The organism is Mycetocola sp. Y719 (genome assembly GCF_056713205.1).
Genome location: NZ_JBWYGY010000001.1, coordinates 859,401 through 872,021 on the forward strand (window position 1 = coordinate 859,401; position 12,621 = coordinate 872,021).

At 64.9% G+C, this 12,621-nt stretch carries 11 protein-coding genes; 9 read left to right on the forward strand and 2 right to left on the reverse strand.

Translation table 11 applies throughout. From position 1 onward, the window contains the following. Positions 1 to 114 precede the first annotated feature (114 nt). From AC1M0F_RS03980 to AC1M0F_RS03995, 4 genes are all read left to right on the forward strand, one after another. The gene (locus tag AC1M0F_RS03980) at positions 115 to 285 is read left to right on the forward strand and encodes a hypothetical protein (RefSeq protein ID WP_480236896.1); all 171 of its coding nucleotides are present in this window, start codon (positions 115 to 117) and stop codon (positions 283 to 285) included. An 89-nt stretch (positions 286 to 374) separates the two neighbouring features. Then, complete coding sequence (locus AC1M0F_RS03985) at positions 375 to 632, forward strand: zinc-ribbon domain-containing protein (protein ID WP_480236897.1); 258 nt, start codon at positions 375 to 377, stop codon at positions 630 to 632. Positions 633 to 814: 182 nt separating this feature from the next. Then, positions 815 to 1,099 carry a hypothetical protein gene (locus AC1M0F_RS03990; RefSeq protein WP_480236898.1) on the forward strand — a complete coding sequence of 95 codons (285 nt, stop codon included), beginning with the start codon at positions 815 to 817 and terminating at the stop codon, positions 1,097 to 1,099. A 397-nt stretch (positions 1,100 to 1,496) separates the two neighbouring features. Beyond that, positions 1,497 to 2,678 carry a cation:proton antiporter gene (locus tag AC1M0F_RS03995; protein ID WP_480236899.1) on the forward strand — a complete coding sequence of 394 codons (1,182 nt, stop codon included), beginning with the start codon at positions 1,497 to 1,499 and terminating at the stop codon, positions 2,676 to 2,678. Positions 2,679 to 3,025: 347 nt separating this feature from the next. On the opposite strand, the gene AC1M0F_RS04000 is transcribed toward AC1M0F_RS03995, so the two are convergent. Continuing rightward, complete coding sequence (locus AC1M0F_RS04000; protein ID WP_480237358.1) at positions 3,026 to 4,309, reverse strand: APC family permease; 1,284 nt, start codon at positions 4,307 to 4,309, stop codon at positions 3,026 to 3,028. A 187-nt stretch (positions 4,310 to 4,496) separates the two neighbouring features. Here AC1M0F_RS04000 and AC1M0F_RS04005 point away from each other — a divergent pair, with 187 nt between their 5' ends. The 5 genes from AC1M0F_RS04005 to AC1M0F_RS04025 all read left to right on the forward strand — a co-directional run bounded on the left by AC1M0F_RS04005 (position 4,497) and on the right by AC1M0F_RS04025 (position 11,698). Next, entirely contained in the window at positions 4,497 to 5,954 is a 1,458-nt protein-coding gene (locus AC1M0F_RS04005) for an SLC13 family permease (RefSeq protein ID WP_480236900.1), read from the forward strand. Positions 5,955 to 6,005: 51 nt separating this feature from the next. Next, positions 6,006 to 7,358, forward strand: coding sequence for a M20/M25/M40 family metallo-hydrolase (locus AC1M0F_RS04010; RefSeq protein WP_480236901.1), 1,353 nt, complete (start codon positions 6,006 to 6,008; stop codon positions 7,356 to 7,358). Between the two features lie 53 nt (positions 7,359 to 7,411). Beyond that, a complete protein-coding gene (locus tag AC1M0F_RS04015) occupies positions 7,412 to 7,945 on the forward strand; it encodes a DUF1269 domain-containing protein (RefSeq protein WP_480236902.1) in 534 nt (177 codons plus the stop codon). Positions 7,946 to 8,234: 289 nt separating this feature from the next. Continuing rightward, on the forward strand, positions 8,235 to 11,045 hold the full coding sequence (locus tag AC1M0F_RS04020) for a Kelch repeat-containing protein (protein WP_480236903.1): 2,811 nt from the start codon (positions 8,235 to 8,237) through the stop codon (positions 11,043 to 11,045). Positions 11,046 to 11,134: 89 nt separating this feature from the next. After that, positions 11,135 to 11,698 carry a histidine phosphatase family protein gene (locus AC1M0F_RS04025; protein ID WP_480236904.1) on the forward strand — a complete coding sequence of 188 codons (564 nt, stop codon included), beginning with the start codon at positions 11,135 to 11,137 and terminating at the stop codon, positions 11,696 to 11,698. Here the strand turns inward: AC1M0F_RS04025 and AC1M0F_RS04030 are convergent. After that, positions 11,670 to 12,617: a carbohydrate kinase family protein gene (locus AC1M0F_RS04030; RefSeq protein ID WP_480236905.1), complete on the reverse strand. Its 948-nt coding sequence runs from the start codon at positions 12,615 to 12,617 to the stop codon at positions 11,670 to 11,672. The genes AC1M0F_RS04025 and AC1M0F_RS04030 overlap by 29 nt on opposite strands. Between the last annotated feature and the right edge of the window lie 4 nt (positions 12,618 to 12,621).

Genomic DNA, 12,621 nt, shown 5'->3' on the forward strand with positions numbered 1-12,621 from the left:
TTCCGACTTTGGTCGTTGTATGCATCCAGGCAAAGCGTTGTCTCGCCGAATGGGACATGTTGCGCGACAGCCAAACGCTATACGGTGTGGATGTCATCGATCGAAGGATTCACCATGTCTACCCACCACGAGCACGCCCCTCAGGAGCACAATCCCGACCAGGGTGGGCCGAGCATTCCGGAGCTCGAGGCCGACGAGTCCATCGCGCCGCGTCCGGAAGAGGAGATCGCCGACATCCTGCGGGCGGAACCAGATGTCGAGGACCACAGCCGGCATGCCGAGTGATGTTTCCTCGTGTGCCGGTCGGCCCGAGCGAAGTGGAAGGCTTCCGCAAGCCCCTGCTCGCTTTCGGAGATGCTCCGTAAACTCGCCGGATGCTCCTCATCTTCGGCACGACACTCCGCGACAGGGTCCTCGTCGTGGTCAGCTTCATCTGTAACTACTGCGGCGTATCTGCGTCCCAGGACGTGATCGAGCGTGCCACGAAGTTCTCGGCATTCTTCGTCCCGCTGTTCACCGTCTCGCGGCGGCATCTCGTCGTCTGTTCGAACTGCGGAGGTGTGACGGGCCTGAGCAAGGAGCAGGCGACGAACGGTCTTGAGTGGGCCGCGCGAAACCGTCAGATGAGTTGACGAGGTTCGCCGCGCTCGCCTTGCGGAGCGCTGCTCCGCTCATATTCGTTGATTTGGTCCCCGTCAAGACCCTGGGCCCTTTTAGGTGCTCCTCAACGCGGTGAATAGTCTTTCCGAGGCCCTGGCGACCGTCAGGGCAACATGTCGGAAACGTCTTCCGTCCCCCTTTGAAGGAGAACACCATGTCGAACATTCCCGGCACCGCTCGCAACGAGCACAACACCGCCACCACAGTCCGTCGCGTCGAGACCAAGCCGGCCTACAAGACAAGCGAGTTCTACGCGTGGATCGTCGTATCCCTCGCCATCCTCGTGGCTTCGGCCATGGTGGACAACGGCGAAGACGGCCAGGGCTTCGGCGCTGACCACGCCTGGCAGTACGTCGCCTTCGTAACCGTCGCCTACATCCTCAGCCGTGGCATCGCCAAGGCCGGAACCCGCGGCCGCGCGCGGGACGACCGCAACTAGTCAAGCCGCGCGACCCGTAAGGTCGCTGGAAACGACAAGCCGCCTCGGTTCAATCGAGGCGGCTTGTCTCGTTCCGTCGCCTAGCCGATGTGCTGGACGACGCCCTTGTTCGAACACTCCACATTGGTGCAACGCCACCCGGACTTCCCTCGCGAGCCTGGTTCGATCACCGGCACGAGCGACAGGTGCCCGCAATACCGGCAGATTCGTTCCTCGTTTGCCATGCTTCGAGCCTAAACCTGGTCGGATCAAAGCATCCAGATCCAAGCCGGGCGGGAAACCGCCAGCGGCCGACCGAATTCACCCGCCCGGGGCGATCCACGGACGAGAGATGTGGCCCATAGTCGACGATGCACGATGTCCGTGGCCGCCGACAGACGTCGACAGGGAGTGGTTCATGACCGGTGAAGGGCTGGCACTGCTTCTCATCTCGGTCGCGGCGGTGCTGGCGGGGATCGTCGCCGCCGCCATTGGCCGGGTCGCGCGCATCCCGCTGGTCGTTTTCGAGATCCTGTTGGGCATGCTGCTCGGCCCGAGCCTGCTCGGATGGATCCAACCGAACGACGTCACGGATGCCCTCGCCGACTTCGGTCTCGCCATGTTGTTCTTCATGGCCGGCAGCGAGATCGACTTCGCAGCGATCCGCGGGCGCCCCCTCGTGCGCGCGAGTCTCGGCTGGCTGATTTCCCTCGGCGCCGGCGTCACGGCCGGTGTGCTCTTCGCGCCGAACCTCGCCGCCGGGGTGATCATCGGGATCGCACTCAGTTCCACGGCCCTCGGAACGATACTGCCGATCATCCGTGACGCCGGCGAGCTTCAGCGACCGTTCGGGAGGGCTATCACCGCGATCGGGGCAGCCGGCGAGTTCGGTCCGCTCATCGCCATCTCGATTTTTCTCAGCGGACGCCAGCCCGGCCCGTCGACCGCAGTCCTGATCCTCTTCTTCCTGATCGCGGCAGCTGGGATCTGGATTGCGTCACGCGGATCCCACCGGTCGTTGCATCGCCTCGTGGCGGCCACACTGCACACCAGCGGCCAGTTCGCGGTTCGCCTGGTGCTCCTGATCGTCGCCGGCCTGGTTTCGCTCAGTGTGGTGCTGGGCCTCGACATGCTCCTCGGTGCCTTCGCGGCCGGGGTACTCTGGCGAATCCTCGTCGCCGAAGCACCGACGCACGACCGCGAATTCGTCGACGCGAAAATCGACGCGGTCGCGTTCGGCTTCCTCGTGCCTGCATTCTTCATCAGCACCGGCGTCACCTTCCAGCTGCAGGCCCTCCTCGGCGATCCGCGTGCCCTCATCCTCGTCCCAGTTTTCGTGCTGTTGCTGCTCCTCGTGCGGGGCCTCCCTGGCCTCCTGTCCACACCAGCGGATGCCAGCGGAGCTGACCGCCGTGCCATCGTGCTCTTCAGCGCAACGGGCCTCCCGATCATCGTCGCGGCTACCGGCATCGGCGTCGAACACGGCGTGCTCGAGGAGGCGACGGCCGCGGCACTCGTCGGAGCAGGGATGGTCTCGGTTCTGCTGTTCCCGCTCATCGCCCTGGCCCAACGCCCACGTGTGCCGATACCCTCCCCCTGATCCCGCCATTCGTGTGATTACCCGTGAGTTCTCCCGCTGCCGAGGATGCGCGTCGGGTGCTGCGGGTTCATCTGATCTGGGTGAAGCCGCCCCGCTCCGTGACGGCGCAGGCTCTGACAACGCAACCCGCGACCTGGAGGTATGACCGTGGAGCCCATCGAGCCGACAGCAGTTGACCCCATTGCGACACAACCCATCGACATCACCAACCTGATCGAGGCGCGTTCGCAGTCTGCGGACTCAGAGGAATCACAGATTGTGCCGCCCCTTCGCGAAAGGCCTCTACCGGCGGCCGCGGCCACGTCGGCGGTGGAGCCGGATCGCTCGGAGTGAGGATTCCGGCGCCCTCAGTTGTCGTTGACCTCTGACGTCGTGGCAGTCTCTCGGGCGCTCCGGGTCCGCTTCCAGAGCAGATCGATCGCAATGGCGAGCACAACGATCACGACGAGTGCAATCGCCGTCGCGGGTTCGTTCACCAATGTCGTCGTGCAGAAGATGATCAACGTCCCCAGGGTCGCGATCAGCGCGATGACGAGAACGATGATGCTCGCCCCAGTCTTCCGGTACAGGCGGAAATGTCCAACGGTGACCGTCGAGAAGACGAGCAATGCGACCGCGCTTCCGATCGAGGCGATACTCGTGAGGTCGAACCAGACCACCAGCACGCTCGCGAACGCGGCCATGACCACGAGACCGACGGGGAATCGTCCCAACAAACGCCCGAAGACGGGCGGGAACTGGCCGATCGACGCAAGATTTCGCGTCATTCCGATCGAAGGATAGAGACCGGCGTTGACGGCACCAGTCGTCGATAGCAATGCCGTGATCACCATGAGGATGTATCCCGCCTGGCCGAGCGTCGGTTTGGCCGCCTCGGCGATGGCAGTCGCCCCGTACTCAACGACCTGCTCGGCGGTGAGGGTTCCGAACACACCGATCGACACGGCGACGTAGACAGCGGTGGCGATCGCGAGAGCGAAGTAGATGGCTCGCGGAAGCTGTCGCGCCGGGTTCGGCAGGTCCTTCGCGGTGAAGGTGATGACACCGAATCCGAGGAAGGCGAAGAAGGTGAGCGCGACGCTCGCGATGATTTCGCGGAGCCCGGGATAGCCACTCGGAGCGAGTAGGGCCGGGTCCAGGTTCACGATCGTCACGGCGGCGAACACGATCAGGATCGCCAGAACCAAAGTGACGAGAATTGACTGCACTCGCGCGACCGCAGTCGACCCGATGGCGTTCAGCCCCGTCATCACCAGAATGAGCAGCACACCCAGAGCCTTCGCCCACGACGGGTCGCTGCCTGCGACCACGGAGCTGGCGTACCCGCCAAAGGACGACGCGATCATCGCGACCACGATCGAACCCGCGGTGAAGAACAACCACGCCCCGATCCCTGCTATGTGCCCCTCACCGAATCCGCGCGAGAGATACGTCAGCAGACCGCCGCCGGAAGGGTACTGCGCGCCGAGCTTGGCGAAGGAATAGCCCTGCAGACCCGCGATCGCCCCGGCGATGAGGAACGACAGCCAGACCGCCGAACCGGCGACCGCCCCCGCCGCGCCGAGAAGGGCGAAGATCCCCGCCCCGACCATCGAACCGACGCCGATGAACGTCGCCTGAAGCACGGTCATACGCTTGGTTGCACTCGGAGCAGTCACAGAGTCCCCCCTCTTTGGTGACGACAATGATGCTCCCCGCGATTGGGCCTGGGCAAGCGGTCGGCTGCTGCGGAACTCATTCGTTTCGGGTGAATCCCCCGACGCGTTCGAACGAGATTGTTAGCGAAAGCGGCATTTCGCTCCAGGTGGGGGGATTCTCATGGAACTCGTGACGGTCATTCTGCAGGCAGTGGTCGTCATTGGCGCGATCGTGATGGGAGTGCGAACTGGCGGCATCGGGCTCGGGCTCTGGGGTGTGCTCGGTACGGCGATCCTCGTATTCGGCTTCCGCCTCCCGCCCGGCTCGCCTCCCATCGATGCGTTCTTCATCATCATTGCCGTCATCACGGCGTCGTCCGCCATGCAGGCAGCTGGCGGCATCGACTACCTGGTATCGATCGCATCGAAAATCATCCAGCGCAGCCCGAAACGGCTCACCTACGTGGCCCCCATCGTCGCCTTCGTCTTCACCGTGCTCTCCGGAACCTCGAACATCTTCATCGCCCTCATCCCGGTGATCTATGAGACGGCATACCGAAACGGCCAACGTCCCGAACGCGCGCTCGCATCTTCGACGGTGACGTCTGGCCTCGGCATCACCGCCAGCCCGGTATCCGCGGCGATGGCCGCGTACCTGGTGCTCGTCGAGACTGACAGTTTCGGCCTCCCCCAGATCCTGATGATCACGGTGCCTGCAGCAATCATTGCGTGCCTCGCCACGTCGTTCGTGCAGCAGCGCATCGGCAAGGAACTCGTAGAAGATCCCGCGTTCGTCAAGCGCGTGGAGGAAGGCGTCATCGAGGTTCCGCCGGCGCTCGCCGGCGAATTCGCCGGCGAACGCACGACTGAGATCGTGGAGGAGCCGGAGATCGTCACAGCGGGAGGCGGTTCAGGTCCAGCGGGAGGCGCGCCCCGGCGGACGAAAGCCTCGCGGCCGGTTCCGATAGAGCATCCGGTGCCCCCGGGAGGCGCCACTGCGGCATGGATCTTCATCGCCGGCACGCTTCTCGTGGTACTTCTGGGGCTCTTCCCGGGTCTCCGGCCCGCGTTCCCGGACGAGGAAGGCGAGCTCGTCTCCCTTTCGATGTCGACAGTGATCGAAATGGTGATGTTCACCGTTGCGCTCGTCATCATCCTCGTCCGACGAGTGAAGCCGTCACTGGTCGTCGAGCAGCCGCTGCTTCGTGCCGGGTACGTCGCCGCCGTCGCCCTTTTCGGGATCGCCTGGATGGCCGATACGTTCATCTCCGCTAACGAGGAGACGATCATCGAGCCGTTGGGCGCCCTGATCGAAACAAACCCGCTTCTGCTTGCCGTCGCACTGTTCCTCGTCTGTGGCCTCACGACGAGCCAATCGGCGACGACCAACACGCTGATCCCGATCGCGCTCGCCGCAGGCCTCGCCCCTGGCGTCATCACGGCCATGTGGCCGTCGCTGATCGGCGTGTGGCTGTTCCCCGCGAACGGCGGCCAGATCGCCTCGGTCGAGACGGACCTCACGGGCTCGACGAAGCTGACGCAGGTGCCGATCTGGCACTCCTTCACGGTTCCGATGCTGGTCTCCTGGGTCGCCGTCGTGGCGTCCGGGCTCCTGATCCAGCTCCTGATTCCCGCCTGATCCAATCGACCAGATCCGAGTGAGCCCATCGTCCGTCACGGAGGAGGAAGTATGTCCGAAGACACGTCAACGAATGCCGCACGCCTGATGCCGGAGGTGATCGAACGCCTCGAGGAGCTCGTGCGTATCCCATCAGTGGCCTTTCCTGGGTTCGACGCCGAGCCCGTTCAACGCATGGGCCAGGCAGTCGTTGATCTGTTCACCGCCGCGGGTGCCACTGGCGTCCGGCTCCTCCAGGTTCCGGATGGATATCCCTGCGTCTATGCAGACCTTGCCGGCCCCGAGGGTACGCCGACCGTTCTTCTGTATGCGCACTACGACGTGCAGCCGGCACCGGCCAGCCAGGGCTGGTCGAGCGAACCGTTTGAGCCAGTCACGAAGGATGATGAGCGGATCTACGGCCGTGGCGCCGCAGACGACAAATCCGGGCTCGTCATCCACTACGCGACGCTCAAGCTTCTGGGCCCCTCCTGGCCCTGCAATATCAAGATCCTGATCGAGGGCGAGGAGGAGACCATCTCGCACCTCGAGGGATTCGTCGAGGCCAACCCGGAGCTGTTCGCCTGTGACGCAGCAGTGATTGCCGACATCGGCCCGCAGGCTGTCGGGCGGCCCGGGCTGACGACGGCGCTCCGCGGTGACGTGGCCTGCACCGTCACCGTGCGAACGCTCGGCAATCCCGTGCACTCGGGGATGTTCGGCGGGGCGGCTCCCGATGCGATGACCGCCATGATCCGCATCCTCGACACTCTGCACGATGAGCACGGCGATACCACGATCAGCGGTGTCGACAGCGGCCGCTGGGAGGGCGCAGACATGGACGAAGCCGTCTACCGTGACGGCTCATCCATCCTGCCTGGCGTCGAGTTCCTGGGAACGGGATCGTTGTCGGACCGGATCTGGATGAAGCCCTCGGTGACGGTGCTCGGCATGGACCTTCCGAACACAGCTGAGGCGTCGAATGTGCTCCTCCCCGAAGTCACGGCGAAGCTCTCCATGCGCGTCATCCCGGGTTCGGACGCGGATGCTCAGCTCGAGGCGCTGATGTCCCACCTCCGCGCGCAGCGTCCCTGGAACTGCGAGGTGGTTGTCGAAAGGGTGAAGGTCGGCAACCCGTTCGAGGTCGACGAGTCGCACCCCGCAATCGTCGCAGCGACGGATGCACTGGCGAAGGCGTACGGCGCATCCGTCGAGTCAATCGGCAGCGGCGCTTCGATCCCGCTCGTGGCCTCGCTCAAAAAGGTGGCGCCAGGCGCCGCAATCGTGCTGTGGGGTGTCGAGGACACCGAAAAATCGCGCATTCACGCATCGGATGAGTCAGTCGACCCCGGTGAGATCGAACGCATGATCGTCGCGCAGACGCTCTTCATCGAGGAGTTCTCTGCGTCGCAGCCCATCAAATGAACCACGGACGGCCTGTCGACGATAGTGCCGTCCCCAACGAGAAGGAGATAATCATGGCCGAAGAAACGTATGTAGCGGTAGCAGCGCAGTACGCAAGCGAGGACAGGGCAGTGGCAGACTTCGACAACCTGTCTTCCCACTACAAAGACGACGCCAACCACGGGCACGGTCCGCTGGATGCCGCCGTGATCACGCGCGGTCTCGATGGGAAACTCTCCATCGTCAGGCGGGATGACGGCGGAAAGAGCCATGGAACGAGGAAAGGCCTGGGCATCGGCCTTGCCAGCGGACTCGCCGTGGCCCTGTTCCCGGCGGTCGCCCTCGGCGGTGCGCTCGTCGTGGCCGGCGGATCAGGAGCCGGAATCGGCGCCATCGCTGGACACATCAAACGGAAGACCCCCTCACAGGACCTCGACGCGATCGGCGCGACACTGGACGCCGGAAGCGCGGGAATCGTCTTCGTGGTCGCTCCCGCCGAGGCTGACGAGGTGGAGAAACTCCTGACCAATTCGACGAAGGTGACCAGGAGGGATCTGGCCGTCGACGACGACGAGCTGGACAAGGAGGTCGACGGCTCGTACGAGTAGTCATTCGCATCGCCCGAGTGATACGGCCGCTTCATACGGAGTGTGCTTTCGGTGACACGACCTGTGCCAGTGGTCGTGCCGGCGCCGTCCGCGGTGTCGGCCACTCCGTCACAGGTACCGATGACGTCGTTGCCGAAGCTCGGTCAGGCATCCGCGTCGCGACCAATATCTGAGAAATGCTCGCATTCACCTCCTGATGGGGAGTAACGTGCGAGCCACGCTTCGCCGGCCGCGTCCCTCGACGGTCCGTGCGAAGTCGTCCGGGTACCCGAAACCTGAGGAGAAGCCGATGTCGCCAACTCCGCTCCACGCTCAGCGCCTTCGCGCCGAAGGGCAAGGAATTCGACGGCGCACCGTCGCCGTTTTCGCAGCAATTGCCGTCGCGGCCACCCTCGTCGTCGCCACGCCGCAGCCGGCCGGCGCGCACGAGGGGGACCTGCCCTCGCTTCTCGTCAGCTCTGCGGCCAACCGGTCCGCAGCCGCATCGCTCAGCGGCGCGACGGTCAAGGGACCGATCTACCCGTTCTTGCCGGAACAAACGGGAATCAGCGTTGTGGAGTTCTGGCTCGACAACACGTCGATGACCGGCGCTCCGCGCCAAGTCGAGCGAGGCGCTCCTTACGACTTCGCGGGCGGATCCACGGCCACCGCGAACTCCTTCGACACGACGAAGGTCAGCGAAGGCTCCCACACGATCTCGACGCGGGTGACATACACCGACGGCGACATGCTCACCGGTGAGACGACATTCACCGTCGACAACATCCCGGAGCCACAGCCGCCCGCACCGGCATCGGCGCTGCGTTGGAATGCCGGTGGTGGCGCGGTTACGACGGGCGGCGCGACCTGGGCCGCTGACGCGAATTTCTCTGGCGGAAAGTCGTACTCCAACCCAGCTGTCACGGCGATCGCGGGAACGACCGACGATTTGGTCTATCTCAATGAGCGCAGCGCCACCCAGAGGCTCGGCGGGTTCAGCTATTCCATTCCCGTCAGCGCTTCCGGAACGCACAACGTCACGCTCCACTTCGCGGAGATCTACCACGGCGCGACTGGAGGCGGCCCCGGCGGTGCAGGCAAGCGCGTCTTCAGCGCGAACTTCGAAGGCGGCAACGCTGAGCTGGTCGACTTCGACATCTTCGCGACCGTGGGCGCGATGACGGCCACGACACGCTCCTTCGCCGTTCCCGTCACGGATGGCCGGCTGGACATCGCGTTCACGGCGAAAGTCGATCAACCATCCGTCGCGGCAATAACCGTCCTTCCGCCTGCCGGCGGCCCGACGACTCCCCCGCTTCCGACCGGAGATTCCACCCCGTTCACCTGGGATACACGAGCGCAGTCACCGATCGCGCGCTCTGAAGGCCAGGGCGCCGTCGTGGCAGGCAAGCTCTACGTGTTCGGAGGTTTTTACACCGGCACAACCACCACGGCGAGAAGCGACGTCTACGACCCTGCCGCGAACTCCTGGTCGCAACTCCCTGATCTGCCGGAGGAGCTGACGCACTCGGCGGTGGCCGCCGATGGCAACACCGTCTGGCTGGTCGGCGGTTACGTCGACAACCACCCTGGGCCCTCAACCCGAAGCGTGTGGAAGTACGACACCGTCAATCGCACGTACACTCGCGGACCGCTGCTTCCTGCACCACGGGGCGCGGGCGGCGCGGCGATCGTGGGGCGGGAGTTGCACTTCTTCGGCGGCACCAGCCGCGTGGCCGGGTCGACGGCCGACCCGGATCAGCCAGACCACTGGGTGCTGAACCTGGACAACGGAACCTCCTGGGCCGCTCGCGCAGCCCTGCCGAATCCGCGGAATCACCTCGCAGGCGCGACTGTCGACGGCAAGATCTACGCGATCGGCGGCCAGCACAATGAGAACGAGAATACCGGCCTACAGTCCGATGTCCATCGGTTCGATCCGGCCACAAACGCCTGGACGAAGATGGCGAGCCTGCCCAAGGCCCGCAGCCACATCGTGAGCGTGGTGCGCGACGGGCAGATCCTGGTGCTCGGCGGAACCAACCCGGGCAACACGGCGAGCAGCGATGTGACGGCGTACGCGCCTGAGAGCAACACCTGGTCGAAGCTTCCCTCGCTTCCGGGCGGCCGCAAGACCTCGGTGGCGGGACTCGTGAATGGTGTCGTCTACCTCACGGGTGGCAGCCTCGCGACCAGCACCTATGCGGGCCGCTTCGCCGCGCGATGGGAGACCGGCCCGTCGATGCCCGTCGCGCTCGGCGAAGTTGCCGGCGGCCGTATCGGATCCACCCTCTACCTGGTCGGTGAGAGCAGCAACGCGACCCTCGCACTGGACCTGGCAACTGGCGTCTGGCGCTCCAACCTGCCTGTCCGGCCGTTCGTCGGTCACCACCACGCTGCTGAGGTGGTCAACGGCAAGCTGTACCTCCTCGGCGGTCTGGGCGCCGGGGCGGGCAAGGTGCAGATCTACGACCCGGCGACGAACGCCTGGACGCTCGGCAAAGACATGCCGTTTGCCGCCGGATCCAGCTCCTCCGCCCTCATCGGAGGGCGGATCTACCTGGCGGGCGGCATCATCGGGTCGGTCACGACGAACCGCACGGCCCGCTACGACCCCGCCTCGAATACGTGGACGGAAATGGCCGCGATGCCGCTGGGTCGCAACCACGCCGCATCGACTACCGATGGCTCCCTGCTCTTCGTGGCCGGCGGTCGCGGCCCCGGCAGCGGAGACGGGAACACGGTCGCAAACGGGTTCAACACCCTGCAGGTCTACAACCCGGCAACCAACACGTGGCGCTCCAGCACGACAGCTGGGTCTGGGCTCGCAGCGCTCCCCCAGGCCAGGGGTGGGATGGGCAAGGCAGTGTTCTTTGGGGGTGAATTGTATGTGATGGGTGGCGAGACCCAGAACGGCCCCGGAGCCACCAACCGGAACGTGTACTCCCGGGTCGACATCTACAACCCGGTGACGAACACCTGGCGCCTCGGAACACCGATGTTGACCGCCCGGCACGGTATTTTCCCTGTGCTCACCGGGAACAGAATCACGGTGGCCGGCGGCGGAGTGCAGGCCGGGTTCTCCGCTTCGTCGGCCGTGGAGACGTACACCGCGCGATAGGGCGCGACGCCGAGGGCCCCGATCGAACCTCGTGATGAGTTACGCCAACACAGGAACCGGCCCGACGATCGGTGTGGCAGCATGACGTCATGCCACGACTTCTACTGATCCGGCATGCGGATGCAACCGGTCACGACGCTGATGACCCGGGCCTCTCTCCGAAAGGGGTGGTTCAGGCGGAACAGTTGGCCACGGCTCTCGCGGAACTCGACGTTGGCGTCGTCTGGCATGGGCCGAGACTCAGGACCGAACAGACAGCAATCACGATCGAAAACCTGGTCGGATGCGAACGACTGCGAACCGAGCTGCTGGACGACCGAACACCGTATCCCGCTGATGGTCGCTGGGGCGACTATTCGCAAGCGCGACGGGAGTGGTTCACCGACATTCCCACTGTCGACAGGGATCCGGGTGGGGCAGCCCTCTCCGCTGCGTGGACGACGATCTCCTCGGAGTTCGACAGTCCAGGGACGGTCGTGGCGGTCACACATGCGTTTGTCGTCGCCTGGTTTGTGGCGCGAGCGTTGGATGCATCCGAGTCGTCGTGGACCCACCTGGCTGTGGCGAACGCGGCGATCACTGAAATCGAGCTCCGCGCCGGTGGACATCACATCGTCCACCGCTTCAACGACAGGGCACACTTGAGTCCGTGACATCGGGCTCGAGCCCGAATCGTGTCCTCAGCTCGCGTCGCCACGGCGGATTCGCTCCTGCCCGGGAGGTCGTGGCGCCCGCGACGGTTGCCGCCCAGTCGCCGATTCGACGAAGCGTTGGAGCGGAAAGTTCTTCGAGTCCTTCTCGCCGCACGCCGTCGATGATCGCACCCATGGCGGAGTCCCCAGATCCGATCGTGTCGGCCACGGTGATGCTTGCGGCGGGCACGTCGACGCTGGCGTGTCCCGATGCGAGCAACAGGCCATCCCCGCCACGGGTGATGATGGCGAGTCGAACGTCGAGCGCAAGCAATAGGGCGATCACCCGTGCGGGAGTTTCGCCCGGGTACAGCCAGAGCGCGTCTTCGTCACTCAACTTCACGACGTCGGCAACGGAGGCTAAGGCCTCGAACTGCTTGAGGGCCTCGTGATGGGGACCGATGATCGACGGTCTGATGTTGGGGTCGAAGCTGCTGGTGACTCCGGCGGGAAGCGTGCTGAGGAGTTCGCGGACTTTGTCCGCGCCCGGGGCGAGGAAGGCCGCGATCGACCCGACGTGAACATGCGCCGCTCCCCGAACTTCCGGTGCCACAGGGTCCCACGCGATGTCAAATGTGTATTCGGCAGATCCATCGATCTGTATTCGGGCGAGTGCAGTTGGCGTCCGCTCCGCGGCCCTGGAGATGACCCGTACGTGTGACTCGGCGAGGCGCGAGCGGGCACGTCGACCCCGGTCGTCGGCGGCGATGTCGGTGACGAGTCTCACAGGGTGGCCGAGCCGTGCGAGGGTGAGCGCGACGTTGGCGGGCGAGCCGCCGACGTGTTCAGTACGTGCGCTGCCGCGGTCGACGATGTCGATGATCGTCTCCCCGACGACCAATACATCGCCCTCAGTGGTGGAGTTGCTGCTTTCGCTCATCCTC

Excerpts from the sequence above, each read along its gene's own strand:
- AC1M0F_RS04010 (WP_480236901.1), top strand. The coding sequence starts at position 6,006 with ATGTCCGAAGACACGTCAACGAATGCCGCACGCCTGATGCCGGAGGTG.
- AC1M0F_RS04025 (WP_480236904.1), top strand. The coding sequence starts at position 11,135 with ATGCCACGACTTCTACTGATCCGGCATGCGGATGCAACCGGTCACGAC.
- AC1M0F_RS03990 (WP_480236898.1), top strand. The coding sequence starts at position 815 with ATGTCGAACATTCCCGGCACCGCTCGCAACGAGCACAACACCGCCACC.
- AC1M0F_RS04030 (WP_480236905.1), bottom strand. The coding sequence starts at position 12,617 with ATGAGCGAAAGCAGCAACTCCACCACTGAGGGCGATGTATTGGTCGTC.
- AC1M0F_RS03980 (WP_480236896.1), top strand. The coding sequence starts at position 115 with ATGTCTACCCACCACGAGCACGCCCCTCAGGAGCACAATCCCGACCAG.
- AC1M0F_RS04015 (WP_480236902.1), top strand. The coding sequence starts at position 7,412 with ATGGCCGAAGAAACGTATGTAGCGGTAGCAGCGCAGTACGCAAGCGAG.
- AC1M0F_RS03995 (WP_480236899.1), top strand. The coding sequence starts at position 1,497 with ATGACCGGTGAAGGGCTGGCACTGCTTCTCATCTCGGTCGCGGCGGTG.
- AC1M0F_RS04005 (WP_480236900.1), top strand. The coding sequence starts at position 4,497 with ATGGAACTCGTGACGGTCATTCTGCAGGCAGTGGTCGTCATTGGCGCG.
- AC1M0F_RS04020 (WP_480236903.1), top strand. The coding sequence starts at position 8,235 with ATGTCGCCAACTCCGCTCCACGCTCAGCGCCTTCGCGCCGAAGGGCAA.
- AC1M0F_RS03985 (WP_480236897.1), top strand. The coding sequence starts at position 375 with ATGCTCCTCATCTTCGGCACGACACTCCGCGACAGGGTCCTCGTCGTG.
- AC1M0F_RS04000 (WP_480237358.1), bottom strand. The coding sequence starts at position 4,309 with ATGACCGTGCTTCAGGCGACGTTCATCGGCGTCGGTTCGATGGTCGGG.